27 protein-coding genes are annotated in these 25594 nt (G+C 71.1%); 12 read left to right on the top strand and 15 right to left on the bottom strand.

Features of this window, described 5'->3' with window-relative positions; translation table 11 throughout:
• The first annotated feature begins 131 nt into the window (after positions 1-131).
• The 6 genes from EIY87_RS09590 to hisS all read left to right on the top strand — a co-directional run bounded on the left by EIY87_RS09590 (position 132) and on the right by hisS (position 5495).
• The gene (locus EIY87_RS09590; RefSeq protein WP_125307300.1) at positions 132-536 is read left to right on the top strand and encodes a helix-turn-helix domain-containing protein; all 405 of its coding nucleotides are present in this window, start codon (positions 132-134) and stop codon (positions 534-536) included.
• Positions 533-1054: a hypothetical protein gene (locus EIY87_RS09595; protein WP_125307301.1), complete on the top strand. Its 522-nt coding sequence runs from the start codon at positions 533-535 to the stop codon at positions 1052-1054. The genes EIY87_RS09590 and EIY87_RS09595 overlap by 4 nt, the downstream gene beginning before the upstream one ends.
• Entirely contained in the window at positions 1051-2166 is a 1116-nt protein-coding gene (locus EIY87_RS09600) for an MAB_1171c family putative transporter (RefSeq protein ID WP_125307302.1), read from the top strand. Before EIY87_RS09595 ends, EIY87_RS09600 begins: the two co-directional genes overlap by 4 nt.
• Before the next feature lies 1 nt (position 2167).
• A complete protein-coding gene (locus EIY87_RS09605) occupies positions 2168-3328 on the top strand; it encodes an amidohydrolase family protein (protein WP_125307303.1) in 1161 nt (386 codons plus the stop codon).
• Between the two features lie 461 nt (positions 3329-3789).
• A complete protein-coding gene (locus EIY87_RS09610; protein ID WP_125307304.1) occupies positions 3790-4179 on the top strand; it encodes a hypothetical protein in 390 nt (129 codons plus the stop codon).
• A 26-nt stretch (positions 4180-4205) separates the two neighbouring features.
• Positions 4206-5495, top strand: coding sequence for a histidine--tRNA ligase (gene hisS, locus EIY87_RS09615; RefSeq protein ID WP_125307305.1), 1290 nt, complete (start codon positions 4206-4208; stop codon positions 5493-5495).
• A 40-nt stretch (positions 5496-5535) separates the two neighbouring features.
• Here hisS and EIY87_RS09620 read toward each other — a convergent pair whose 3' ends face one another.
• From EIY87_RS09620 to EIY87_RS09655, 8 genes are all read right to left on the bottom strand, one after another.
• Positions 5536-6744: a sensor histidine kinase gene (locus EIY87_RS09620; RefSeq protein WP_125307306.1), complete on the bottom strand. Its 1209-nt coding sequence runs from the start codon at positions 6742-6744 to the stop codon at positions 5536-5538.
• Entirely contained in the window at positions 6741-7388 is a 648-nt protein-coding gene (locus tag EIY87_RS09625; protein ID WP_125307502.1) for a response regulator transcription factor, read from the bottom strand. Before EIY87_RS09625 ends, EIY87_RS09620 begins: the two co-directional genes overlap by 4 nt.
• Before the next feature lie 64 nt (positions 7389-7452).
• Positions 7453-8733: a cation:proton antiporter gene (locus EIY87_RS09630; RefSeq protein WP_125307307.1), complete on the bottom strand. Its 1281-nt coding sequence runs from the start codon at positions 8731-8733 to the stop codon at positions 7453-7455.
• Positions 8730-9995 carry a cytochrome P450 family protein gene (locus EIY87_RS09635; protein ID WP_125307308.1) on the bottom strand — a complete coding sequence of 422 codons (1266 nt, stop codon included), beginning with the start codon at positions 9993-9995 and terminating at the stop codon, positions 8730-8732. Before EIY87_RS09635 ends, EIY87_RS09630 begins: the two co-directional genes overlap by 4 nt.
• Entirely contained in the window at positions 9992-11062 is a 1071-nt protein-coding gene (locus EIY87_RS09640; RefSeq protein ID WP_125307309.1) for an alpha-hydroxy acid oxidase, read from the bottom strand. The genes EIY87_RS09635 and EIY87_RS09640 overlap by 4 nt, the downstream gene beginning before the upstream one ends.
• Positions 11062-12603 (bottom strand): NAD(P)-binding domain-containing protein, encoded by a 1542-nt coding sequence (locus EIY87_RS09645; protein ID WP_125307310.1) that lies wholly within the window; start codon positions 12601-12603, stop codon positions 11062-11064. Before EIY87_RS09645 ends, EIY87_RS09640 begins: the two co-directional genes overlap by 1 nt.
• Before the next feature lie 136 nt (positions 12604-12739).
• Positions 12740-13663 (bottom strand): aldo/keto reductase, encoded by a 924-nt coding sequence (locus EIY87_RS09650; RefSeq protein WP_191984038.1) that lies wholly within the window; start codon positions 13661-13663, stop codon positions 12740-12742.
• 50 nt (positions 13664-13713) lie between these two features.
• The gene (locus EIY87_RS09655) at positions 13714-14115 is read right to left on the bottom strand and encodes a MerR family transcriptional regulator (protein ID WP_125307312.1); all 402 of its coding nucleotides are present in this window, start codon (positions 14113-14115) and stop codon (positions 13714-13716) included.
• A gap of 84 nt (positions 14116-14199) precedes the next feature.
• Between EIY87_RS09655 and EIY87_RS09660 the strand changes: the two genes are divergently transcribed.
• Positions 14200-14817, top strand: a complete 618-nt coding sequence (locus EIY87_RS09660) for a TetR/AcrR family transcriptional regulator (protein WP_125307313.1) — start codon at positions 14200-14202, stop codon at positions 14815-14817.
• Here EIY87_RS09660 and EIY87_RS09665 read toward each other — a convergent pair.
• The 5 genes from EIY87_RS09665 to EIY87_RS09685 are packed head-to-tail and all read right to left on the bottom strand — an operon-like array spanning position 14790 to position 18637.
• The gene (locus tag EIY87_RS09665) at positions 14790-16043 is read right to left on the bottom strand and encodes a hypothetical protein (protein WP_125307314.1); all 1254 of its coding nucleotides are present in this window, start codon (positions 16041-16043) and stop codon (positions 14790-14792) included. The two genes, EIY87_RS09660 and EIY87_RS09665, sit on opposite strands and share 28 nt — an antisense overlap.
• A complete protein-coding gene (locus EIY87_RS09670) occupies positions 16040-16609 on the bottom strand; it encodes an RNA polymerase sigma factor (protein WP_125307315.1) in 570 nt (189 codons plus the stop codon). Before EIY87_RS09670 ends, EIY87_RS09665 begins: the two co-directional genes overlap by 4 nt.
• Positions 16610-16642: 33 nt before the next feature.
• Positions 16643-17551, bottom strand: coding sequence for a pentapeptide repeat-containing protein (locus EIY87_RS09675; protein WP_125307316.1), 909 nt, complete (start codon positions 17549-17551; stop codon positions 16643-16645).
• A 34-nt stretch (positions 17552-17585) separates the two neighbouring features.
• Positions 17586-18209: a uracil phosphoribosyltransferase gene (gene upp, locus EIY87_RS09680; RefSeq protein WP_125307317.1), complete on the bottom strand. Its 624-nt coding sequence runs from the start codon at positions 18207-18209 to the stop codon at positions 17586-17588.
• A gap of 5 nt (positions 18210-18214) precedes the next feature.
• The gene (locus EIY87_RS09685) at positions 18215-18637 is read right to left on the bottom strand and encodes a protein-tyrosine phosphatase family protein (protein WP_125307318.1); all 423 of its coding nucleotides are present in this window, start codon (positions 18635-18637) and stop codon (positions 18215-18217) included.
• 85 nt (positions 18638-18722) lie between these two features.
• On the opposite strand from EIY87_RS09685, the gene EIY87_RS09690 reads away from it, so the two are divergent.
• From EIY87_RS09690 to EIY87_RS09710, 5 genes are all read left to right on the top strand, one after another.
• Complete coding sequence (locus EIY87_RS09690) at positions 18723-19337, top strand: DUF1707 SHOCT-like domain-containing protein (protein WP_191984039.1); 615 nt, start codon at positions 18723-18725, stop codon at positions 19335-19337.
• A gap of 84 nt (positions 19338-19421) precedes the next feature.
• Positions 19422-20396 carry a deoxyribose-phosphate aldolase gene (gene deoC, locus EIY87_RS09695; RefSeq protein ID WP_125307320.1) on the top strand — a complete coding sequence of 325 codons (975 nt, stop codon included), beginning with the start codon at positions 19422-19424 and terminating at the stop codon, positions 20394-20396.
• The gene (locus EIY87_RS09700) at positions 20396-21826 is read left to right on the top strand and encodes an aldehyde dehydrogenase family protein (protein WP_125307321.1); all 1431 of its coding nucleotides are present in this window, start codon (positions 20396-20398) and stop codon (positions 21824-21826) included. The genes deoC and EIY87_RS09700 overlap by 1 nt, the downstream gene beginning before the upstream one ends.
• On the top strand, positions 21819-22685 hold the full coding sequence (locus tag EIY87_RS09705; protein WP_125307322.1) for an aldehyde dehydrogenase family protein: 867 nt from the start codon (positions 21819-21821) through the stop codon (positions 22683-22685). The genes EIY87_RS09700 and EIY87_RS09705 overlap by 8 nt, the downstream gene beginning before the upstream one ends.
• Before the next feature lie 156 nt (positions 22686-22841).
• Complete coding sequence (locus EIY87_RS09710; protein ID WP_158641297.1) at positions 22842-23903, top strand: beta family protein; 1062 nt, start codon at positions 22842-22844, stop codon at positions 23901-23903.
• A gap of 10 nt (positions 23904-23913) precedes the next feature.
• On the opposite strand, the gene EIY87_RS09715 is transcribed toward EIY87_RS09710, so the two are convergent.
• Both EIY87_RS09715 and EIY87_RS09720 read right to left on the bottom strand, forming a co-directional pair.
• A complete protein-coding gene (locus EIY87_RS09715; RefSeq protein WP_225439797.1) occupies positions 23914-24636 on the bottom strand; it encodes a GH12 family glycosyl hydrolase domain-containing protein in 723 nt (240 codons plus the stop codon).
• Positions 24637-24838: 202 nt separating this feature from the next.
• Complete coding sequence (locus EIY87_RS09720; protein WP_125307325.1) at positions 24839-25477, bottom strand: TetR/AcrR family transcriptional regulator; 639 nt, start codon at positions 25475-25477, stop codon at positions 24839-24841.
• Positions 25478-25594: the final 117 nt, after the last annotated feature.

Here is a 25594-nt window from a genome sequence, read left to right on the forward strand (position 1 = left end):
TACACCCCCAGGGCACGGACCGCCGGACGAGAGGCGTGCCAACTGTAAACCACTGCATACGATAGCTGTCAACGTGTGCGTACAGTGGTTTCCCGGCTAGAATTTTCACGGCGGAAACCTAGGGGGCGGGGATGGCACGGGAACGCACCTTCGCGGAACGGCTGAGTGCCCTGATCGACGCGGCGCGGCTGGACGGCCGCGCACCGCACAGCTACCGGGAGATCTCCGCGGCCGTCGAGCGCGCGGGCGGGCCGGCGATGTCGCCCGCCTACCTGCAGCAGCTGGCGACCGGGAAGCGGGTCAACCCGAAGATCCACTACGTCGAAGCGCTGGCGCGGCTGTTCGGCGTGCCGGTCACGTACTTCTTCGACGAAGAGGCGGCCGCGCCCCCGGCGGGCGAGGCCCAGCTGATGGCGATGCGGGCGCAGGAGCTGTCGCCGCAGGGCCGCCGTCAGGTGATGGACCTCCTGGACCTGGTCGAGCGCTACGAGCGGGCCGAGCGCGAGGGCCGGAACCCGGAGGACGCCGCGCGATGAAGGAGCGGGAGCTGCGCCGCCGGTGCCGGAAGCTGCTGAAGGACCTCGACATCGGCCCCCCGCTCGACGTCGAGGTGCTGTGCGCGCGGCTGGGTGAGCGGCGCGGCAAGCCGATCCGGCTGATGGCGTACCCGCTCGAAGTGCCCGGCCCGTTCGGCTGCTGGATCGCGACGTCGTCCGCCGACTACATCTTCTACCAGGCCGAAACGACGAAATCGCACCAGGACCACATCATCCTGCACGAGCTCGGCCACATGCTGGCCGACCACCACCCGCACGGCGACGCCGAGCCGGCGGACTTCCTGCGCGGCCCCGCTCTCGATCTCGACCCGGATGCCGTACACCGCGCCCTGCGCCGGTCGTCCTACGATGACGCGCACGAGTGGGAAGCCGAAACGGTCGCGACGATCATCCTCGAATGGGCGTCGGTCCTGAACTACACGATCCCCCGGCGCGCCGCGGACCGGGACCTACGCCGGATCCAGGGGGCGCTCGGCGATCACCAAGGGTGGTTGTGAGCACACTTTTCAGTCCGGTGAACGTTGTGGCACTGGTGCTGTTCGCCGCCGCGCTCGCGTGGCGGATCTACCAGGTGACGCGTGCGCCGACGGTGCCGAACTGGGCCGTGACGGCGTGCGTGGCCGGCTTCGCCGCGGCGTTCCTGCTGCAGCAGACGGCGATCTCCGACGAGGTGGACGCGCTCCTCGGCCGCGGCGCGGCGCGGGTGGCGAACAACGCGCTGCTGGCGTGCGGCATCTGCGCGCTGGTGATCTTCTTCCTCGGCTCGGCGCTGGGCCCCCGCCGGTACCGCCGGGTGACGGCCGAGCTGGTGCCGCTGGTGGCGGCGATCACGCTGATGATCGTGGCGATGGCCGTGACGCCGCCGGAGCTGCGCGGCCTCCCGCTGGGGCCGTCGACGGTGCACGACAGCGGGATCGCGCTGTTCTACTTCGGCGCCGGGCTGTACCTGATCTACGGCCTGATCGCGTGCTCGGCGTGGATCCTGCGGTACCTGAAGGTCGCCGACCGGAACCTGCGGATCGGGCTCAAGCTGAGCGCGATCGGCATGGGCGCCGCGGCGGCGGGCAGCATCTTCCGCGCGCTGTACATCGTGGTGGCGTGGGCGTTCGGGCCGGTGGTGAAGGTCCTGCTGCTGCTCGGCGTGCCGTTCGTGATCATCGGCGGCATCCTGTTCCTGGCCGGCGTCACCTACCCGGGCGTGCGGGCGCGGCTTTCGGCGTTGCGCCGCCGCCGTCAGCACCGGCGCGAGCACCAGGCCCTCGCTCCACTGTGGACGGCGCTGGTCCAGGCGTTCCCGAGCATCGTCCTGCGCACGCCGCCGCGCCGCGACCGGTTCTCCCCGCGCGGCGTCCACCGAGTGCACTACCGGCGCGTCATCGAGATCCGGGACGGTCTGGTCCAGCTGTCGCCGTACCTGGCGGCGGACTTCGGCGAGACGGTGGCGACGGACCCGGCCGCCGCGGCGGCCGCGTTGAAGGCGGCGCTGGCGCGGCACGCGGCGGGCGAGGAGAACGACGGCCGCGCCAAGCAGGTCCTGCCCGCCCACGCGGACGACATCGAATCCGACGTCCGGCCGCTGCTCGCGCTGTCGGCGGCGCTGGAATCGTGACGTGGACACGCTGATCACGGCCGGCCGGGTCCTGCCCCGCCCATCGGCCCCGGTCCTCGACGGCGCGGTGCTGGTCCGCGACGGCGTGATCGTGGCGGCGGGCGCGCGGGCGGACGTCGTCGCGCAGGCCGCCCCGGACGCGGTTCGGCACGACTTCCCGACCGGGACCGCGCTGGCCGGGTTGTTCAACGCCCATGTGCACCTGGCTTTCGATGCTTCGCGGGAGATGCTGGCGCACTTCGAATTTCCGCTGTCCGACGCGCGTTCGCGCCTGACGTCGATGCTGCGCAGTGGCGTGACGACGGTCCGGGACCTCGGCGACCGAGGTCATCTGGGTGCGGCCGTGCGGTCGTCGTTCGCGGGCGAGGCGGCCCCGCGGCTGCTGGTGTCGGGCCCGCCGATCACGGTGCCGGACGGCCATTGCCACTTCTTCGGCGGCGCCGTCTCGTCGGATTCGGAGATCCGTGCGCTGATCGACGAGAACGCGGCGGCGGGCGCGGACGTGATCAAGGTGATGGCGAGCGGCGGCCAGATCACCGAGGGCGGCGCGGACATGTGGGAGTCGCAGTTCTCCTCGCGGGAGCTTGCGGTTGTGGTCTCGCACGCGGCTGCCCACGGGTTGCCGGTGGCGGCGCACGCGCACGGGGCGGACGCGATCTCGGCGGCGGTTTCGGCCGGGGTGTCGACGGTGGAGCACTGCAGTTTCCTGACCGGGCCGCGGACGTTCGACCGGCCGGACGCGGTGGCCGCGCGGATGGCCTCGGCGGGGATTTCGGCTTGTTCTACGAGCAGCCGGAACTGGCGGGTGATCGTCGAGAAACTGGGCGAGCCCGCGGCGACGGCGATGTACGGGCGGTTGCCGTGGCTGGAGGAGCACGGGGTGCGGTTGCTGGCCGGGACGGATGCGGGGTTGCCGGGGTCGGTGTTCGACGATCCGGTGGGGGCGTTGGAGTTGTACGAGTGGCTGGGGTTTTCGCGGCGGCGGATTCTGGAGATCGCTACTTGCGATTCCGCGGCTGGTCTTGGTTTGGGTGAGGTGACCGGGCGGCTCGAGGCGGGGTTGGCGGGGGACGTGCTCGTTGTCGAGGGGGATCCGCTGGCGTCGCTGGGTGCGTTGCGTAATCCGCTGCTGGTGCTGGCCCAGGGGCGCGCCGCCGCGTAGCCCGAGCCGGGGGGTGACCGGTCGTTCTCTCCCCAGCACGACCGGTCGTTCCTCCTGCAGCCCGACCGGTCGTTCTTGGCGCAGCAAGACCGGTCGTTCCGAGACGAAGCGACCGGTCGTTCTGCCCGCACGCGGTGCGACTGATCGTTCTCCCGCCGACCTGACCGGTCGTTCCCGAGACGGCGCGACCGGTCGTTCTTTCCGAGGGCCGACCGGTCGTTCTCCCAGCATGCCGGGCGACCGGTCGTTCTCCCGCCGGCACGACCGGTCGTTCTGCCACCCGCTGGCAAGACCATTCGTTCTCTCCCTGGAAAGACCGATCGTTCCACCACTGGCATGATCGGTCGTTCTCCCCGCAAGCGCGAACGGACCGTTCGCGCCCCTGATCAGGGAATGCCTGGTTCGGTGACAGCGTTTTAAAACAGTGTTACAGTAAGCGCCACCCAACCCGAGGAGTCCCCATGCACGGCCCCACCCAGCTCTTCACGGTGATCGCCCTGATCTCACTCCCCACCGTCATGTACGGCGGCTACGCCCTCATGGGCGTCATGAGAGACCGCAAACTCACCGACCACCAGCGAGCGATGTTCCGAGCCGGCCACGCCCACGCCGGCGTCCTCCTGGTCCTCGCCCTGGTCACCCTGCAAATCCTCAGCCGCACAGCACTGACCGACCCCACCCTCTGGACCACGTGCTTCCTCCTCCTCTTCGGCGTCCTCGCCCAGTCCGGCGGCTTCTTCCTCCACCTCCTCCCGAACCGGACCAAGCTCGGCAGCCGGGTCACCACCACCGGCGCGCTCCTCCTCGCCGCGGCGATGCTGCTCACCGCCTATGGGGTCGCCTTCGCCTGACGAACCCGGTCGTTAAGCTTGAGGACGTGCCTGAATACCTGCCGACCGCGCCCTACAAGGGGACCCGGGACTTCCTGCCCGCCGAAATGTCCGTGCGGACCCAGGTGTTCGGTCATCTCTACGACGTCCTCGAGCGCCGCGGCTTCCTCCGCTACGACGGGCCGATCCTCGAATCCGCCGAGATCTACGAGCGGAAGTCCGGGCAGGAGATCGCGGACAAGCAGCTCTACACCCTCACCGACAAGGGCGGGCGGCGGCTGGCGCTGCGCCCCGAAATGACACCGTCGGTGGCGCGGATGATCGCCGGGAGCGCCAAGTCGCTCTCCTTCCCCGTCCGCTGGTACAGCCACCCGAACTGCCACCGGTACGAGGCGCCCCAGCGCGGGCGCGTGCGGGAGCACTGGCAGATCAACGCCGACATCTTCGGGTCGGACAGCGCCAACTGCGAGATCGAGATCTTCGAGCTGGTGCACGACCTGATGACCGCGCTCGGGGCGACGCCGGACATGTTCGTGCTGCGGGTCAACGACCGGAACCTGCTGACGTCGGCGCTCACCGACGTCGCCGGGGTGTCCGAGGACCACCTCGCGCAGGTGTTCGCGCTGGTCGACCGGTGGGAGAAGTACCCGCGGGAGAAGCTCGCCGAGAGCGCCGGCGAGATCGGGTTGTCGGACAAGCAGTTCGAGAAGCTGGCCGAGACGCTCGACATGGGCGAGGCGCTGCTCGACGAGATCCCCGCCGAGGTGCGCGAGCAGTCGAACCTGGTCAAGGTGCTCACCAGCAGCGCCAAGGACCTGGTGAAGTACGAGCCGATGATCGTGCGCGGGCTGGCGTACTACACGTCGACCGTGTTCGAGGTCTTCGACACCTCGCCGGAGAACCGCCGCGCGCTGTTCGGTGGCGGGCGGTACAGCGACCTCGCGTCGATGTTCACGCCGCAGCAGATCCCGGGGATCGGCTTCGGCATGGGCGACGTCACGCTGATCGACTTCCTCACCACCCACGGCCTGACCCCGGCGCCGCGCAGCGAGGTCGACGTCATGGTCATCCCGGTGACGGAGGACCTCGCGGACGAGGCCCGGACGGTCGCGCGGTCGCTGCGCGCGGCGGGCCTGCGGACGTCGACGCCGATCGAGCACCGCAAGCTCGGCAAGGAGCTGACCCGCGCGGACAAGGCGGGCGCGGCCGCGGTCGTGATCGTCGGCCAGGAGGACTGGGCGGCCGGCAACGTGACGGTCCGCAGCCTGGCCACGCGCGAGCAGAACCCGGTCGCGATCGCGGACGCCCCCGCGGCGGTCCAGGCGCTGCTGGCCTGAAATCGGCGCGGCGATCAAGGGCCGGCCCGGCGGATCCGCTTCACCCGCCCCCGCTGACCGCGTCGGCCCGCCGCAGGGTCAACGTGAACGTCGCTCCCGCGCCGGGACGGCTGGCCGCGGCGATGGTGCCGCCGTGGCCCGTCACCACCTCGCGGACCAACGCCAGGCCCAAGCCGAACCGGCGGCCGTCGCCGTCGGAGCCTCGGGCGAAGCGCTCGAAGATGCGGTCCGCGTCGGCGGCCGGGAAGCCGACTCCGGTATCCCGGACCCGCAGCTCCACGTGCCGCTCGTCCGGGACGCCCAGCCGCACCTCGATCGAGCCGCCCGGTGGGGTGTGGCCGAGTGCGTTGTCCAGCAACGCCGACAGCACCCGCCGCAACGCCGTCGGGACGCCCTGGACGACGTACGGCCGCCGCTCGCGGGTCACCGCGAGCCGGACCTGGCCCTGTCCCGCGCGGACCGTCTCCGCCGCGACCGCTTCTTCCGCCAGCGATCCCAAGTCCACCAGCTCCAGTGACGGCCGGTCGCCCGCCTGCGCCGAGAGCAGCAGGTCTTCGACGACTTCGCCGAGCTCCCGGGTGCCGCGGACGAGCTGGTCGAGGTCCTCCGCGTCCCGGCCCGACGCGCGCCGCGCCAGCAGCTGCGCGCGGGTGTGCAGGCGGGTCAGCGGGGCCCGGAGCTCGTGGGACGCGTCGGCGACGAACGTCCGTTGCCGCCGCAGGGCGTCGGCCAGGGGGCGGATCGCGCGGCCGGCCATGACGCGTCCGCACAGCACCGCCGCGAGCAGCGCGAGCACCTCCGCGACGCCGAGGCCGAACACCAGCGACGAGCGGTCCTGGATCTGGTAGACCTCTTCGAAGTACGCCTGCGACACCACACCGCCGCGGTTCTCGACGCGGATCGTGTACGTCATCGCGCCGATCGCGCGCCGTGCCGTGTGGACGTCGCCGGGTGACGGAACCGTGGCCGCCAGCCCGGGCAGGGGCATCCCGGCCGGCGGCGGTCCCGCGGGCGCGTGCAGCACCGGCGTGAACAGCCAGACGCAGCCGGGCGGGGTCTCGGCCGGGCCGAGCTGGATCGTGCGGGCCAGCACCCGGTCGGCGTCGGCGTGCTGCCCGGCCAGCAGGATCCCGTACGCGATCGCGCCCGCGACCGCCACGAGCAGCGACACCACCACCGAGATCTGCGCGGTGATCGCCCACCGCGCCCGGCGCAGGGCCCCGTCCTCGGGGTCGCCGCGGGGTCTCACACCGCGCCGATCTGGTAGCCCAGGCCGTGCACGGTCCGCACGACGTCCCGGCCGAGCTTGCGCCGCAGGTAGTACACGTACGTGTCCACTATGGACTCCCCCGTCGAGTCGGCGAAGACGGCTCCCCGCAGCGACGCCCGCGGGTGGATCGCCTTCGGCCGCTGCGCCAGCGTCCGCAGCAGCTCGAACTCCCGCCCGGACAACGTGATCCGCTCGCCGCGCGGCAGCACGACCTCGTGCCGCCGCAGGTCCAGCGCCGCGGTGCCGAGCGGGAGGCACTCCGCACCTTCCAGGTCACGGCGTCCCAGCGCGCGCAACCGGGCCAGCAGCTCCTCGGCCTCGAACGGCTTGACGAGGTAGTCGTCGGCGCCGGCGTCGAGCCCGCCGACGCGGTCGGCCAGCTCGCCCAGCGCCGAGAGCACCAGGACCCGCGTGGTCACCGCCCTCGCCCGCAGCCGCCGCACCAGCTCCAGGCCGTCGAGCACCGGGAGGCGGCGATCGATGATCATCACGTCGTACCGCCCGGTGAGCCCGAGGTGCAGGCCGCGCTGACCGTCGTGCGCCGCCTCGGTTTCGTAGCCTTCGTCGGCGAGCAGTTCCGCGAGCATGCCCGCGAGGTCGCGGTCGTCTTCGACCACGAGCACCCGCGTTTTGGTCGCCCCATCGTGCACGGATCCATACTGGCAGTGATTTTCCAAATTTGAACTATCAACTTTTCCCGGTTACCGGCACCGGTTCCGCCATCAAGAGCACTTCACTGCTCCCCTTGCGGGTATCACGCCGATCGAGCCACGCCAGTACCGGCGCGGTCATGATCGTCGTGACCAGCGCGACGAGCACCAGCACCGTGAACAACGCCGGCGAGACGATCCCGGCGGCGAGCCCGACGTTGAGCGCGATCAGCTGCATCAGCCCGCGGGCGTTGACGAGCACGCCGACGCGCGTGGCGATCGCCGGCGGCTCCCCCGCCAGCCGGGCCGCGCCCCAGGAGGCGCCCAGCTTGCCGACGATCGCGACCGCCACCGTCAGCAGCGCGAACGCGAGCAGCTTCGGGTCGGCGAGCAGCGCGAAGCGGGTGTTCAGGCCGGAATAGGTGAAGAACAGCGGGACGAACACGATCGACCCGATCGGCATGATCTTCGCCAGCACGGCGTCGGCGGCCGCGCCGCGCGGAAACGCCACGCCGACGGTGAAGGCGCCGAACACCGCGTACAGCCCGATGGTGTCGGTGAACCAGGCGGCGGCGAACAACGTCATCGCGGTGATCAGCACCCGCTGGTCGACGCTCACCCGGTCGCTGCCCATCACGCGGGTCAGCAGGCGCCGCCCGACGAGGAACACCAGCAGCGCGAACAGCAGCCCGCCGCCGAGGGCGAGCGCGATCGGCCCGAGCGACCCGGCGTGCATCCCCAGCACGACCGCCAGCAGCAACCACGCGAGGACGTCGTCGAGCGCGCCGCACGCCAGTGCCAGCGAGCCGAACCGCGTCGACCCGATCCCGCGTTCGGTGATGATCCGGACCATCATCGGGAACGCCGTGATCGCCACCGCCACCCCGACGAACGCGGCCGACGTCACCAGCGGCACGCCTTCCTTGCCGATGCCGACCCACGACGTGCCGAGCACGGCGACCCCGACCCCGAGGGCCAGTGGCACCAGCGTCCCGGCCGAGGAGATCGCCGCGACCGACTTCCGCGACTTCGTGATCGTGCTCAGGTTGAACTCGTAGCCGGCGCCGAACATGTAGATGACCAGGCCGATCTGGCCGCCGACGTAGAGCAGCGAGCGGATCGCGTCCGGGAACAGCGCGGCCTGGACGTCCGGCAGCACCAGCCCGAACAGCGAGGGGCCGAGGAGCACGCCGGCGATCATCTCCCCGACCACCGGCGGCTGGCCGAGCTTGACCGCGACCAGGCAGACCACCCGGACCACCACGAGGATCACCACGACGGCGAGGAAGAACGTCGGTGCCGCCTCGGACGGGCTCATCGGTTACCTCCGGCGAAGTAGGTGGTGCACAAGGCTTGACGACGGGCGTCGAGGACCATGTACGTGCCGAACACGAGCTGGGCGAAGCTGCGCCAGACGTCTTCCCAGCGGTCGCGGACCGCCAGCCAGACCAGCGGCAAGCGCTTTCGCGGCGTCCCGCGCGGGGTGAGCAGCGCCGGGCCGCGGTTGGGGATCGACCGCGTGTGCCCGGCCGTCGAGGCGAGGCTGAACCGGCGCAGCACCTCGCGCGTCACCACGCGCATGGTCGGCGGGGCCAGCCCGCGGGCCGGGCAGGCGCGGTTCTGCGCGACGCCGAACGGGATGAAGTCGTCCTTTCCGGACCGCGCGGCGAACTCCGGGTAGCTGAAGCACAGCACCGTGCCCGCCGGGATGGTCAGGTCGGCCAGCTCGATGTCGGCGGTGGAGATCCGGTGCGCGATGCCGAACAGCGGGAACCGGCGCAGCCCGTCGTCGATGACGCGGTCGAGGTAGGCGTCGTCGTCCGGGTGCTCGGCGAGGCGCCGCTGGGTGTCCGGGGACTTCGCGATGATCATCAGCAGGTGCGCCATCGCCTCGGACATCTGCACGACGGCCGTGTTGAAGAACGTGCCCTGCAGGTAGTAGGCCTGCTCCTCGGGGGTCAGCGACTGCGGCAGCGGGTGCGGGACGTCGCCGAGGCGCCGGCGCAGGTACTTCGTCAGCCGGGCCCGGCGGCGCATGTTGCGCGGCCGCACGCACTTCAGCGCCGAGACGACGTCGTCGGCGTGCGCCACGATGAGGTCCCGCGCCTCGGGCGGGCACGGCTCCTCGAAGACCAGCTCGTAGTACAGCTCGGCCCAGATCGGCATCATCTCGTCGCGCAGCCGGACCAGTCCCGGTTCGACGCCGTCGAGGACGTGCGCGGCCACCCGCCGGGCCAGCTCTTCGGAGTCCTTTTTGGACCGGATCAGGATGTGCCGGGTGCACTTGGCGACCTCGTCGTAGCGCGGCCCGGGTTCGAGGTGCTCCTGGTGCACCTCGGGCCCGGGCGCGAGCCAGTACCAGAACAGGTCGGACAGCGCGGCGCCGCGGCTGCGGCCGTTCGCCGCCGGGTCGGCGTAGACGCGGCGGAAGTCCTCGACGCCGACCCGCTCGCCGGGGATGGTCACCGTTTCCTGGCCGTTGACCAGCGAAAAGATCTTCATCCGCAACGCCACGACCCGGGACGGCAGCCAGGCGGGCGCGGTGGCGACGGCGGCCGCGGCCAGTGCTTTGCCGATCATCGCCGCACCTGGTCCGGGGTCAGGTCGGCCGGGTGCCGCCCGCCGCAGAGGGCCAGCGCCTGGTCGAAGTCCTCGCGCAGCAGCTCCAGGACCTGCGTGACGCCTTCGCGCCCGCCCGCGGCCAGGCCCCAGACGACCGGACGCCCGACCGCCACCGCGTCCGCACCCAGCGCGAGCGCCTTGACGACGTCGGTGCCGCGTCGGATCCCGCCGTCAACGAGCACTGGGATCGCGCCGCCGACGGCCGCCGCGATGTCGGGCAGGACGTCGATGGTGGCGGGCACGGTGTCGAGCTGCCGGCCGCCGTGGTTGGACACGAAGATCCCGGCGACGCCGTGGTGCACGGCCAGCCGCGCGTCCTCGGCGTGCAGCACGCCCTTGATCAGCACCGGCAGCTTGGTCTTCGACCGCAGCCACGCGATGTGGTCCCAGTTCAGCGCGGCCGACATGACGATGTCGCGGACGTGGCTGGCATTGCCGCCGCTGCGGTTTTCGCCGATGTTGCGGAGGTTTTCCACGACCAGTCCCGCCGGGAGATCGTGGAAGTCGTTGCGGTCGTCGCGTTCCCGGCGGCCGAGCACCGGCGAGTCGACGGTGACCACGAACGCCTTCACCCCGGCGCGTTCCGCCCGGCGCACGATCGCCTCGGTGAACTCCAGGTCCGGCTGCAGGTAGAGCTGGAACCACAGGCCCGGATCCGGCGCGACCTCGCGCGCCGCCGCGGCGATGTCCTCGATCGCCGTGGTGGCGGCCATGCTGACGACCATGATCGTGCCCGCGCGCGCCGCCGCCCGGGCCGTGGCGAGTTCGCCGTCGGCGTGCGCGAGCCGGTGGAACGCCGTGGGCGCGATCAGGATCGGCATCGACGACGACGTCCCGAGCAGCTCGACGCTCAGGTCCCGCTTGTCGCTGCCGCGCAGGACCCGCGGGAGCAGCCGCAGCTTCCGGAACGCGGACTCGTTCTCCGCCACGGTGATCTCGTCCTGCGCGCCGCCCGCGAAGTAGTCGTAGTGCGCCGGGTCGAGGCGCTCGCGGGCGGCCGCCTCGAACTCCGCGATCGTGCGCATCAGAGCTCCCGGGAGAAGAACGCGGTCAGCGGTTCGACGTGCACCTCTTTGTCCCACTCGTTTTCGAGGTTCTCGGTGACGTGGTGGGTCGCGACCAGCTCGCCGCGGCGGTAGTGCCGGACGATCGGGTGCAGGTAGTGGCCTTCGCCGCTGTCGTTGGCCTTGTCCTGCGCGGCGCGCGCGACGAAGTCGAACGGGTCGATCTTGTCGTGGTCGGGGCCGTAGTCGAGGGTGACGACGTAAGCGTCCTCCGGCGGGTCGTCGAGCACCCGGTCCACCGGCACCTCTTCGAGGTAGCGTGCGGTGTCGCCGTCGACGACCACGACGTCGCCGAGGAAACCGAACTGCTGGTACAGCGCGGAAGTCCGGTTGATCCGGGTGATCACGGCGTCGGTCAGGGCGTCCGGTTTGGCGGGCAGTTCGGTGCTCGGCCACGGTGTGCCGTGGTAGCGCTCGTTCAGCACCTTGGCCAGCGCGCGGGCGCCGTAGCGGAAGCCGTGGATGAACGCGCTGGTGGCCTTCTTGAAGTCGCGGACCTGCGTGATCGTGCCGGCGAAGTAGAGGCCGGGCACGTTCACCGACTCCCAGCTCGGCGTCTGCGCCGGGAAGCGGTCGTTGATCGTCAGCTCGGGGCGGCAGTCCTCGTCGAACAGCGACGCGTCGAAGCGGAAGCCGGTGCAGCCGATCACGCGGTCGTAGCGGATCTCCTTGATCACCTCGTCGGCGCGGGCGAAGGCGAACTTGACGTGGTAGCCGTCGGCGTCCTTGCGGACTTCGCGCACGTCGCCGTCGAGGATCGCGTGCTGGAGCTTCAGCTGGTACATGTCGAGGATGCCCGCGTTGTACGCGCGCAGGTGGCCGACGAAGTGGGTGCGCCAGGCCAGTTTCACCGGCCGCGGCCCGCCGACGTGCACGACGGCGGCCTTCTCGATGAGGTTGTCCGCGGTCTCGAACGCGGAGTTCCCCTTGCCGAGCACGAGAACGCGCTGGTCGGTGAACTCGTCGGGGTCGACGCTGACGTCCACGTACTGGTCGATCAGCTCGACGCCGGGGAACTGCGGGAGGTACGGCTTCGTGACGCCGGTGGCCATGATCAGCCGTCGCGCCCGGAACTCCTCGTCACCGGCGGTGAGGACGAAGAGAGCGCTTTCTTGCTCGCGTCGGATGCGTGTCACCCGGGTGTCGTAACGGATGTTCACCTGGTGCTTCGCCGCGTAATCGGCGAGGTAGCGCAGCAAGTCCGGAGCGTCCGGGAAGAGCAGGTCGCTGTAGTCGGTGAAGACGACCGGGTCGTCGTCGCCGTCGGCGAGGATGGAGTTCCAGTCCATCCGCATCCGCAGTTCCGGGTCGTCGTACCCGGTGTGCTTCTTGTTGATGGAGATGAGGGTCCGGTGCCGCGGGAAGGTTGCGAAGAAGTGGCCGGGCGCGGACCCGGCCTCCAGCACCAGGTACCGGTGCCCGGCGTGCCCGAGGTGCTGCCCCAGCTGCAACCCGGCGGGCCCGGCCCCGACCACCAGATAATCGAGCACTTCCTCCGCCACGACGACCTCCCGAAGCTCGGCACCGACCGCTTGATCGGCGCCGAGCCTGCTCCGGAGATCTCAGAAAAGCCTCAGAGCGTCGCTTTCACGTGAAAGCTACGCCCCCAGGTGGGCGCTTTCACGTGAAAGCGACGCGTCAGCGGCCGGCGGCGCGGGCGAGGCGTTCGGGGTAGCGCTCGCCGGCGATCGCGTCCGCCGGGGCGGCCGCCTCGATCGCGGCCAGGTCGGCCGCGGTCAGCTCCAGCGAAGCCGCCGCCACGTTCTCCTCGAGGTACTTGCGGCGCTTGGTCCCCGGGATCGGCACGACGTCCTCGCCGTGGGACTGCACCCAGGCGAGCGCGAGCTGCCCGGCGGTGACGCCCTTCTCCTCCGCCAGCTTCCGCAGCGCGTCGACGATCGCCAGGTTGCGCTCGAAGTTGCCCTCGGCGAAGCGCGGCAAGCCGCGGCGCATGTCGTCCTCGGGCAAGTCCCGCACCGACGTCACCGCGCCGGTGAGGAAACCCCGGCCCAGCGGCGAGAACGGCACGACGCCGATGCCGAGCTCGCGGCACGTGTCCAGGACCTCGCCCTCGATCCCCCGGGTCCACAGCGACCATTCGCTCTGCAGCGCGGTCACCGGGTGCACGGCGTGGGCGGCGCGGATCGTCGCGGCGCTCGCCTCGGAAATCCCGGCGTACCGGATCTTCCCGGCCTCGACCAGCTCGCCCAGCGCGCCCCAGGTCTCCTCGATCGGCGTGTCCGGGTCGACGCGGTGCTGGTAGTAGAGGTCGATGTGGTCGACGCCCAGCCGCCGCAGCGACTCGTCGCAGCTCTGCTTGACGTACGCCGCGTCGCCGCGGGCCCCCATCACGCCGTCGGTCCACACGATGCCGAACTTCGTGGCCAGCACGACCTCGTCGCGGCGGCCGGCGATCGCGCGGCCGACCAGTTCTTCGTTGACGCCGTTGGCGTAGACGTTCGCGGTGTCCAGCAGCGTCACGCCGAGCTCGAGCGCCCGGTGGATCGTCGCGATCGACTCCTCGTCGTTGTCGCGGACGCCGTACGCCTGGCTCATCCCCATGCAGCCCAGCCCCTGCGCCCCGACCTCCAGCCCGCCGAGCTTCCTGGTCTTCACGCGGAAATTTCCTCCCTGCCGGGTTCCACGCCGAGCACGCTGCGCTCGACCTGTGCGTAGTTGTCGATCTTGTAGTCGAGGACGTCGAGGCAGACCTGCAGCTCGGCGATCCGCTCGGCCACCGACCGCCGCTGCTCCACCAGCAAGGCCTTGCGGCGGCCCGCGCTGGCGACGCCGTGGCGGCGCAGCGACGCGTACTCGCGCATGCTCTTGATCGGCATTCCCGTGGTGCGCAGCTTCGTCAGGAAACCGAGCCAGTTGAGGTCTTCGTCGGAGTAGGCCCGGCGGCCCGCGGCGTCCCGGGCGGGCGGGTCGAGCAGTTTGATGCGCTCGTAGTACCGGAGGGTGTCGATGGACAGTCCGCTACGTCGAGCGGCTTCCGCTATCGAGTAGCTCATGACCTCGACACTACGACCTGGAGTGCACTCCAGGTCAACTCTTCACCCTGGCCATCCATAACAGTGTTGCACTACGCTGCGTAGATGGCACGGCCACGGACCCACGACGAAGCGCTCCGGCTGAAGCTCCTCGACCGCGCCGGTGAGCTGATCGCCGCCGACGGGCCGAAGGCGCTTTCCCTGCGGAAGCTGGCCGCCGACGCGGGCACGTCGACCACCGCCGTGTACTCCCTCTTCGGCAGCAAGCCCGATCTGGTGAACGCGCTCTACACCGAGGGCTTCCGCCGCTTCGGCGCCCGGATGGCGGGCACCGAGCTGACCGGCGACGCCGTCGACGACCTGGTCGCGCTCGGCAGCGCCTACCGCGCCAGCGCGCTCGCCGACCCGCACCTGTACGGAATCATGTTCAGCAAGTCCGTCCCCGGGTTCGAGCCCAACGAAGACGCCGAGAAGCTGGCCCGCAAGACGCTGGAGCCCCTGGAGGCGATCATCCGCCGGGCCATCGCCGACGGCGTCTTCTCCGACGTCCCGCCGGAGACCGTCGCGGTCGGCTGCTGGGCCATCGTGCACGGGCTGGTGTCCCTGGAGCTGACCGGCAACCTGCCGGAGGAGTTCGACGTGACCGGCTCGTACGAACGGGCCCTGCGCGCGAACGCCTCCGGCTGGCTGCGACCTCAGAACAGCGGCAACGACCCGTCGTAGACGAGTTCGTCCTTCGCGTTCCACGCCCGCACGCGCACCTTCGCCCCCGGCGCCATGGCGGCCTTCCGCGGCAGCCAGGCCAGCGCCATGCCGTCGGTGACCGCCAGATCGGCGCCGTTCCCGGCGTCGAACTCGAAGGCGGCCGAGGTCGCGGTGACCGGCAGCGCGACGGCGACCGGGTGGCGGGCCGCGCCGGCCGGAGCCCCCGACTCGGTGCCGCCGAGCGTGCTCACCCGCAGGATCCGCGCCGGGGCGCTCCGGACCGACACCAGATCGGGGTACGCGCGGGCCTGCGTCTTCCCCGGCCGCTGGTAGTCCGGCTCGCGCGTGCAGACGATCACGCGGTCGCCCCGGCGGCCCATGACCACCTGCTGGCCGCCCTCCGCCAGCAGCGGTCCCGGCCGGTAGGCGGCGGCGTCCGGGATCACCTCTTCGGCGTCGGCGAGGCAGTCGCCCAGCGCCCGGCCCGCCGCCGAGGTCCGGTCGGCGGGTTCCGGGCGGTCGGTCACCGCGAGCAGGGGCGCCGGGGCGGCCGGCAGGTCCACCTGCCGGGGCTGCCCGGGGCCGCCGTCGATCAGCGAGACCGCCGTCCGGTCCGGCGCGGTGCGGGTGTGGGCCACGAACTGGCGGCTGACCGGCGAGAACTCGACGTCGCTCCCGCTCGACCCGCCGGGGGTCGACGTCGCGAGGGACGCCTTCGGCCACGCCGGGTCCAGCACCCCGCCGACCAGCCCGGTCGCGCTGTGCAGCAGCAGCCCGGACCGGCTGCCCGGCGCATACGCGGGCGTGGCGCCCGGGTCCGACAGCGTCACGGTGGTCGCGGTCGTCTCGCAGAACATCGGCTTGCCCGCGGCGGTGGCCGCGACCACGGCGTCCCCTTCGAGGTCCTCGGTGAGCAGCGGGACCCATTCCGCGCGCGGCGGCACCCGGTCGGTCTTGCCCGCGGCCTGCACCGCGGCCCAGCACCGGTCGAGCGCCGTCGTCGCGAGCTTGCCGTCGAGCGCCGGACCGGCGGGCACCGCGGGCGGTGCTTCGGCGGGCTGCCGCAGCTGCCGCGTCACGACGACCGCACCCGCGGCCAGGACGAGCACCGCGGCCGCGGCGGCGTACCAGACGTGCTTCGACCGCGGCGGTTCCCCAGTGCCCGCGCGGACTTCCGCGCGCAGCCGGTCGCGGACGTCGCCGGGCAGCTCGCGCCGGGGCGGCAGGCCGAGGTCGTCGCTCATTTCCCCTCCAGCAGGGTGCGCAGCCGGGCACGGGCCCGGGACAGGTGGGCGCGGACGGTGACCTCCGCGACGGCCAGCACCGCGGCCGCGTCGGCGGTGCCGAGGTCCCCGAGGAGGCACAGCTCGACGACCGCGCGCTGCGCCTTCGGCAGCGTCCGCACGGCTTCGACGACATCGCGCAGTCGTCGCTCGCCGTCGAGCCGCTCGGCCACGGCGTCGGCGTGGTCGGACACCACCGGCGGGTCCGGGATCTTCCGGAGCAGCAGCCGCCGCCGTCTCGCGCCGCGGTACTCGTCGCGGGCGGCGTTGCCGGTCACGGTGTAGAGCCAGGGCAACGCGCTGTCCCGCACGAGCGTGACGTCTGCCCGGCGGCGCCAGGCGGTCAGGAAGGTGCTCGAGGTCAGGTCTTCGGCGGCGGCCCACGAGCCGGTCAGCCGGTAGGCGTGGTTCCAGACGGCTTCCGCGTGCCGCTCGAAGAGCTCGCCGAAAGCCGTTTCGTCGCCTTCGGCCGCCTGGTCCCACAGGGCCCGATCACCCACCGGTACCCCCGTCGTATGGCTGGTCACACCCTTCAGTGGCCGGCACCGGCCGGCCCGTTGCTATCTCTTCTCCGGGAACCGGGCATCCGTCAGGTCGAGGTCCTGGTGTTCGCCGCCCTCGAAGTCGGTTTCGCCCTCGAACCGCGCGTGGGTGAACTCGAACCGGGCGCCCGAGCGGACCCGGGTGAACCGGGCGCTCGCACCGAAGCGCGCCCAGGTGAAGAACGCGCCCTCTTCGAAGACCGACCGGTCGAAGTTGACGGCCGAGGTGAACCGCGCGCCGAAGAACCCCGCCAGGCCGGTGAAGGTCGTGCCGCGGATGTGCACCGCGCCGACGAACTTCGCCCGGCTGAAGTCCGCGGCGGCCAGGGTGCAGCCGCTCAGCCGGAAGTCGACGAGGGTGGCCCGCTGCAGGTCGACCGCCATCCCGGCCCAGTACCCGGGTTCGCCGTGGGTCAGGTGGGTCTTGAGCAGTTCCTGCGCGGCCAGGCGGACCAGCAGCTCGCTCTCGTCGTAGTCGGGCGGCTCGAGGTCCGCGGTGCCCTTCAGGCCCTTTTCCGGGCCCTTGAAAGGCATCCGCAGGTAGGCGCACAGGACGTTGACGATCGTCTGGCGCTGCCTCGGGTTGTCCTGCCCCAGCCGCTCCAGCGCGTACAGCCCGCCGAGCCGCACCGGCGCCTTGTCGCTGCCGAGCTGTTCGACGGCCTTCGTGTACAGCTCGGTGACCCGCCGCTCCTCCAGGTCCCGCTCGGTCACGGCGGCGACGCGGGTGGACTCGGCCAGCTGGAGTTCGAGGGTGCGCTGGCGGCGCGTCGCGAGCCACAGCGCGAACACGCCGCCCGCGCCCGCGCCGACGCCGAACGCCGTCTTGACCGCGTCGATGCGCACCGGCGCGGTCGGCTCCCCCGACCAGGCGAGGAACAGCCACAGCAGCCCGGCGGTGACGGCCGCGACCGCGGCGGCGGTCACGGCGATCCACCGCCACTTCAGGACCGGCAAGGCCTCAGACGGCGCCGTACTGGCGGTCACCGGCGTCGCCGAGGCCCGGCACGATGAAGCCCGAGTCGTTGAGGCGCTCGTCGATGCTGGCGGTCACGACGCGGACCGGCAGGCCGGTCTTTTCCAGGTGCGCCAGGCCTTCCGGCGCGGCGAGCGCGCAGATGGCCGTGACGTCGTCGGCGCCGCGGTCGGTGAGCAGCCGGATCGTGTACTCCATCGAGCCGCCGGTGGCCAGCATCGGGTCGAGCACCAGCACCGGCCGGTCGGACAGCGATTCCGGCAGCGACTCGAGGTACGGCGTCGGCTTGAGCGTCTCCTCGTCGCGCGCGAGGCCGACGAAGCCCATCTGCGCGTCCGGGATCAGCTTGTGCGCCTGGTCGGCCATGCCCAGCCCGGCCCGCAGCACCGGCACCAGCAGCGGCGGCTTCGCGAGCTTGAAGCCGTCTGTGCGCGCGACCGGCGTGTGGATCCGCTCGGTCTTCACCGGGACGTCGCGCGTGGCTTCGTAGACCAGCATGACGGTCAGCTCGTGCAGCGCGGCCCGGAACGCGGCGCTGTCGGTGCGCGCGTCGCGCATCGTGGAGAGCCGGGCCTTCGCGAGGGGGTGGTCGACGACGTGCACATCCATGCGGGTCAATCTAGCCGTTTCGCGTAGCTCTTCACCCAGCCGCGCTGCCAGGGAGTTTCGACGGCTCGTTCGTCGTAGTTCTCGCGCACCCAGTCGACGGCTTCACCGGCCGGGACGCCGGAGAGGATCGCGAGGCAGGCCAGGACGGTGCCGGTGCGGCCCGCGCCGCCGTAACAGGCGACTTCGACGGTTTCGGTCTTGGCCCGTTCGTGGAGGGCCTTGATCTTTTCGCGGGCGTCTCGCGGGTTCGCCGGGAGCAGGAAGTCGGGCCAGGTCACCCACTCGTGCGGCCAGGTGATGCCGCCGCCGTGCTTGCGCCGCAGCCGGCTCGTCCCCAGGTAGAGCCCGAAATCCGGCTCGGGCCCGGCGGGTCGCGGGCGGCCGAGGCCGCGGCCGCGGACCTCGACGCCGTCGGGAAAACGCACCATCGGAGCAGTGTCCTCCAGAAGGTGGACACGGAGGGTGGTTTTCGCCGATAAGCTGCGCCGGGTGAGCGAACTGACGCCCGACCAGATGCGGGCCTCCGACGCCGACCGCGAGCGCGTCGCCCAGGTGCTGCACAACGCCCTCGCGGAAGGGCGGATCACGGTGAACGAACTCGAAGAGCGCCTGTCGACGGTCTACGCGGCGAAGACGGTCGGCGACCTCAAACCGGTGACGGCGGACCTGCCCACGTCGCCGGGCGCGGTCGAGCCGGCCACGTCCCGCGCGCTCGGCTTCCCGGACCAGCGCATCGGCGGCTACGCGGGCTCCCCGGTGTCGATCGGCGTGCTGTCGGGCGCGGTCCGCAAGGGCAGCTGGGTCCTGCCCCCGCAGCACACGAGCTTCGCCTTCTGGGGCGGCGCGGAGATCGACCTGCGCCAGGCGAGGTTCGCGGACAAGCACTGCACGATCACGGCCATCGCGATCATGGGCGGCATCCAGATCACGGTCCCGGACGACATCAACGTCGACGTGACGGGCATCGGCTTCATGGGCGGGTTCGTGCTGGAGGACAAGTCGGGCGCCCCGCCCGCGCCGCCGACGGCGCCGACGGTGAAGATCAACGGGCTGGGTTTCTGGGGTGGGGTGGTGGTGTACCGGCGGCCGGCTCAGCGGGTGGATCCGCCGCGGATCGAGAAGGACTGACCTGGAAATTGTGACGCGTCCGGCACCCAGCGTCACAACCAATGGGGGCTCGCACTGTCGTACCCGCCGCCTAGACTCAGGCGCATGACAGCCACGACCAGCACGTCAGCGGCGCCGGCCACCCCGGCACCGCTGGCGGACGCGACTCGCGACGACGCGAGCCTGCGCCGCTTCCTGCTCGGGCTGCCCGGTGTCGACCAGGTCGGCGTCGAGCAGCGCGCGGCGGGCCTCGGCACGCGCAGCATCAAGAAGGACGCCAAGCGGTGGGCGATCGACACCGCCATCTCCATGGTCGACCTGACCACCCTGGAGGGCGCCGACACCCGCGGCAAGGTCCGGGCGCTGGCCGCGAAGGCCGTCCGCCCCGACCCGGAACGCCAGGACACCCCGCGCGTCGCCGCCGTCTGCGTGTACCCGGACATGGTCGCCACCGCCGTCGAGGCGCTCCAGGGCAGCGGCGTGCACGTCGCGAGCGTCGCCACCGGCTTCCCCGCCGGGCGCACCAGCCGCGAGATCAAGCTGGCCGACACCAAGATCGCCGTCGACGCGGGCGCGCACGAGGTCGACATGGTGATCGACCGCGGCGCCTTCCTCGAAGGCCGCTACATGGCCGTCTTCGAGGAGATCCAGGCCGTCAAGCAGGCCTGCGGCGACGCCCACCTCAAGGTCATCCTCGAGACCGGCGAGCTGGCGACGTACGACAACGTGCGGCGCGCGTCGTGGCTGGCGCTGCTGGCCGGCGGTGACTTCATCAAGACCTCCACCGGCAAGGTCTCCCCCGCGGCGACGCTGCCGGTCACCCACATCATGCTGCAGGCCGTCCACGACTGGCACGCGCAGACCGGCGAGCTGCGCGGCGTCAAGCCCGCCGGCGGCATCCGGACCACGAAGGACGCGATCAAGTACCTCGTCGCCGTGCACGAGGTCGCCGGCGAGCAGTGGCTGGTCCCGGACCTGTTCCGCTTCGGCGCGTCCAGCCTGCTCAACGACCTGCTGCTGCAGCGCCGCACCCAGGTGGACGGCCACTACAGCGGCCCCGACTACGTGACGGTGGACTGATGCCTGTTTTCGAGTACGCACCGGCGCCGGAGTCGCGCGCCATCGCGAACCTGAAGGACTCCTACAAGCCCTTCGTCAACGGCGAATTCGTCGACGGCTCTGGTGAGCCGCTCAAGACGATCAACCCGGCCACCGAAGAGGTCCTCGCCGAGGTCGGCACCGCGTCGAAGTCCGATGTGGACACCGCGGTCAAGGCCGCGCGCAAGGCTTTTTCGACCTGGTCCAAGCTGCCGGGCACCGAGCGCGCGAAGTACCTCTTCCGCATCGCGCGGCTGATCCAGGAGCGCTCGCGCGAGCTGGCGGTGCTGGAAAGCCTCGACAACGGCAAGCCGATCAAGGAGTCGCGCGACTCCGACGTCCCGACGGCGGCGGCGCACTTCTTCTACCACGCGGGCTGGGCCGACAAGCTCGAGTACGCGGGGTACGGCCCGAATCCGCGGCCGCTGGGTGTCGCGGGCCAGATCATCCCGTGGAACTTCCCGCTGCTGATGCTGGCCTGGAAGATCGCGCCGGCGCTGGCCACGGGCAACACCGTGGTGCTGAAGCCGGCCGAGACGACGCCGTTGACCGCGCTGGTCTTCGCGGAGATCTGCCAGCAGGCGGAGCTGCCGCCGGGCGTCGTCAACATCCTGCCGGGCGCCGGCGACATCGGTGCGTCCATTGTGGAGCACGGCGACGTCGACAAGATCGCCTTCACCGGCTCGACCGAGGTCGGCAAGGCGATCCAGCGCCAGGTCGCGGGCACGCCGAAGAAACTGACGCTGGAGCTGGGCGGCAAGGCCGCGAACATCGTGTTCGAGGACGCCCCGCTGGACCAGGCGATCGAGGGCATCGTCAACGGCATCTTCTTCAACCAGGGCCACGTCTGCTGCGCGGGCTCGCGCCTGCTGGTCCAGGAGTCGATCGCCGAAGAGGTGCTGGAGAAGCTGCGCTACCGCGTCTCGACCCTGCGCATCGGCGACCCGCTGGACAAGAACACCGACATCGGCGCGATCAACTCGGCCGAGCAGCTCGCCAAGATCCGCGGGCTGGTCGAGTCGGGTGACGCCGAAGGCGCGGAGCGCTGGACCAGCCCGTGCCCGGTGCCGGACCGCGGGTTCTTCTTCGCCCCGACGGTGTTCGCGAACGTCCACCAGTCGATGCGGATCGCCCGCGAGGAGATCTTCGGCCCGGTGCTGTCGGTGCTGACGTTCCGCACGCCGGACGAGGCCGTGGCGAAGGCGAACAACACGCCGTACGGGCTTTCGGCGGGCATCTGGACCGAGAAGGGCTCCCGGATCCTGTGGATGGCGAACCAGCTGCGCGCCGGCGTGGTCTGGGCCAACACCTTCAACCGCTTCGACCCCGCCGCCCCGTTCGGCGGCTACCAGGAATCCGGCTTCGGGCGCGAAGGCGGCCGCACCGGGCTGGAGGCGTACCTGAATGTCTGACCGGATTTCCGTCGCGAAGACGTACAAGCTCTACATCGGCGGCAAGTTCCCCCGTTCGGAGTCCGGCCGGGTCTACCCGGTGACGGACGGCAAGGGCAAGTTCCTGGCGAACGCGGCCCACGCATCCCGCAAGGACGTCCGCGACGCGGTGGTGGCGGCCCGCAAGGCGTTCCCGGGCTGGTCGTCGGCAACGGCGTACAACCGCGGCCAGGTCCTCTACCGGGTGGCCGAAGTACTGGAAGGCCGCCGCGACCAGTTCATCGCGGAAGTGTCCTCTTCGGAGGGTCTGGCGGCGAAGAAGGCGGAGTCCCTTGTGGACGCGGCCATCGACCGCTGGGTCTGGTACGCGGGCTGGACGGACAAGATCGCGACGGTCCTCGGCGCCGCGAACCCGGTGGCAGGCCCGTACTTCTCGTTCACGGTCCCGGAACCGACCGGCGTGGTGGCCGTCCTGGCTCCGCAGAGTTCGTCGTTGCTGGGCCTGGTCGAGGTCCTGGCCCCGGTCCTGGCCACCGGTTCGACGGCGGTGGTCGTCTCGAGCGCGGAGCGCCCGTTGCCGGCGATCACGCTGTCGGAGGTCCTGGCGACGTCGGACGTCCCGGGCGGCGTGGCGAACATCCTGACGGGCCACGCGTCCGAACTGGGCCCCTGGCTGGCTTCGCACGGCGACGTGAACGCCCTGGACCCGACAGGTGCGGCCGCCGAGGACCGCCCGGGCCTGGCCCGCGAAGCGGCGAACACGGTGAAGCGGGTCCTGACGGTCCCGGAGGCGGAGCCGGACTGGACAAGCGCCCCGGACCTGACCCGGCTGCGGCGGTACCTGGAGGCGAAGACGGTCTGGCACCCGCTGGGCGTCTGAGGCTTGACGCAGGGAGGCCCCATCCGATCCGTCGGGTGGGGCCTTCTTCACGTTCGCTCGACCAGCACGTTCCAACTAGTGGTGGATTCTCTCTCCGGCCTTGTCGATCTACGCTCGATGCGTAATCAGATATTCACTCGACGTGATCGAGGCTCCGTGGACGCTCACGACGGCTTCACGACCCTGGTGGCGCTGCGCACGAAGGCCGGCGAACTAGCCGCGCTGCGCGCGCTTTCCCAGCCCGACCAGGTTCGGCGCGTTCAGCCGTTGCTGCAGCTCGACCCGAGCAGGAAGAACCCGGCCGACCAGCTCGACGACGTCGAAGGGATAGCGCGCGAGCTGCGTCTCCTGGGCAGGCCCTGCTGGATCGACAGCTCCGACGTCGCAGACCAGCCCGGGTTCGGCGCCGGCGGAGCAATGGGCCAGCTGGCCGATCGCCTGAGTGGTCCGGCCGACCTCCTCGACACAGCGTTCCCAGTCGAGTTCATCCCCGTCGTCCGCAGCGACGCGGCCCAGGGGCCCGCCGCGGCGCTGGGCCGGCTCGGCCATGAACTGGGAGCCGGGGCCGCGCTGCGTGTCCGACGACCCGTGGTCAGCACTGACCGGCTGGCACAGCTCCTCGAGTGGGTGGATCTCGACCCGAGCGAGATCGACGTCGCTCTGGACTTCCAGTACGTCGCCGAGGTGACCACCGTCCTGGTGGACGAGGCCGCGGCCATCCTCACCGTGCTCGCCGGCCTCGGCGGTTTCCGGTCGGTGAGCTTGCTCGCCGGATCGATTCCGAAGACGCTCGACAAGACCGCGACTTGGGAGCAACCCCGAACCGAAGAGGTGTTCTGGGACGCCCTGGTGCAAGCCGGAGCCGCCACCCTGCGCCTCGGCGACTACGGCGCGGTGCACCCGATCTCCGGGCCAGGGTTCCGCAGCAACCACGTCGCCCTGAAGTACACCTGCCGGAATCACTGGCTCTATTCGCGCGAGCGCATGCCGGAGCACGACGACCACGACGACGAGTCACCGCGAGGGCACACGCTCCGGGCCGTCTGTCGGCACTTGGTCGAGTCGGACAGTTTCGCCGGCCCGGACTTTTCCTGGGGAGATCACGAGATCCACGAGGCCGCGATCGGCCGAGGGAGCAGTCTCGGCGTGTCGAGCCAGCCGGTCGCACTGGCGACTTCGCACCACCTCGCCTACCTGGCCGGACGGCAAGCGGCGTGAGCTACGCCCGCTAGCTCATCGACACCGAGAAGTCCGTCAGCGTGAACCGCGCCTTACCCCCACCCGTAGAGCAGAACTCGATCCCGTACCCGATCTGGTTCACCGTCGGGTTGGCCGGGATCAGCCCCTTCCCGATCGCCCAAGCGATCATCGCCTTCAGGTCCACCGTGCCCGAGTACTGCGTCGTCCGCGAAACGAACGCCACGTAGCCCTCGTCCTCCGCCCAGACGTCGTACGTGAAGCCGCCCGCGGTGTAGGTCGTGAGCTTGTCGCCCGCCGGGACCTGTTTGCGGTTCTCCGTCCAGACCATCAGCTCGCTGACGCCCTTGCCGTCGCCCACGCCGTTCAGCCACAGGTCGTACGCCACGTCGTAGATGCCGACGCCCGGGCCGCGGCCGGCGAACGTCGATTTGATCACCGAGTAGTCGTTGAACGGTTTGCCGTTCTGGTCATTTATGTCCTTGTGCACGTTCGGATAGGTTTTCACCGACGTGGAATCGGGCTGCACGGAATCGACGTACCAGTTGTCGTACGCGCACGCGCGCAGCGTTTCCGGGCCCGCTTCGCCCGCGTTCCACATGTTGTTGTGCACGTAGTAGCCGCCGTCGGACCAGCCGCCGTCCGGGTCGCTCGTCGTGAACTCCGGGGTGCCGCAGTTGCGGGCCGGGGTTACCGACGGCGCGGTCGGCGTCGGCGCAGGTGGAGGCGTAGATCGGGACGCACTGAAAGGCACCGAGGTCGCGGGTGCGAGAGACGCGCTGGTGGTCGTCGGCACCGAGGGAAGCGGCGCGGCGACCGGTGCCGCGCCGTCGCGGCCGCAACCGGCGAGCACCAGCAAGAAAAAGCCCAACAACGCGGATCTTCGACGCATTTTCCCGCCCCACGGCCAGAATCAGGCAGAACGAGGCGGAACATTAACACGGAAATCCGCGGAATCAGCCGGGCTCCAGGTCACGGGATGTGATCGGCCGCCCCGGGAGCTCGGTTCCCGGGCGTGCGCTGAGGCCGTCGATCATGATGCCGACGCAGCGGCGCGCCGCCATCTCGGCGACGTCCGGGGACTTCGCGCGCATCTGGCGCAGCAGCGTCGCGAACAGGATCGCGATGTCGCCGGCGCCGACGTCCTCGCGGAGCTTGCCCTCGGCCTGCGCGCCGTCGACGAAGCCGTCCAGGACGGCCAGGATCTCGTCGCGCAGGCGTCGGACCTCCGGGTCGCTCTTCAGGATCACCAGCGCCCGCGGCGACACCATCGCCAGCTGGACGCTCAGCTGCAGCTCCACCGACTGCCGCAGCAGGCGCTCCAGCGCGCGCCACGACGACGTCTCCTCGGCCGCGATCACCTTGGCGTCGACCAGCACGCGCTCGAAGTTGTCCATCGCGACGGCGCGGATCAGCGCGTCCCGGTCCGGGAAGCGGCGGTAGAGCGTGCCGACGCCGACGCCGGCCGCCCGGGCGATCTCCTCCATCGGCGCCTCGGCACCGGACGCGGCGAAGATGGTCTTCGCCGCCGCGAGGATCTGGTCGCGGTTGCGCCGCGCGTCCGCCCGCAGGGTGGTCTCGGGGTCTGCCGTCATGCCGTTCGCTCCTCGCTGAAATCGCGCGGCCTGATTCTCGCATGGTCAGGGGGCCACACAATGGATCCGCACCGGGTCACCCGTTAGCTAGTGGACGACTTCCTTCCGCTTCGGTAC

This window comes from Amycolatopsis eburnea, assembly GCF_003937945.1.
Classification (GTDB): domain Bacteria; phylum Actinomycetota; class Actinomycetes; order Mycobacteriales; family Pseudonocardiaceae; genus Amycolatopsis; species Amycolatopsis eburnea.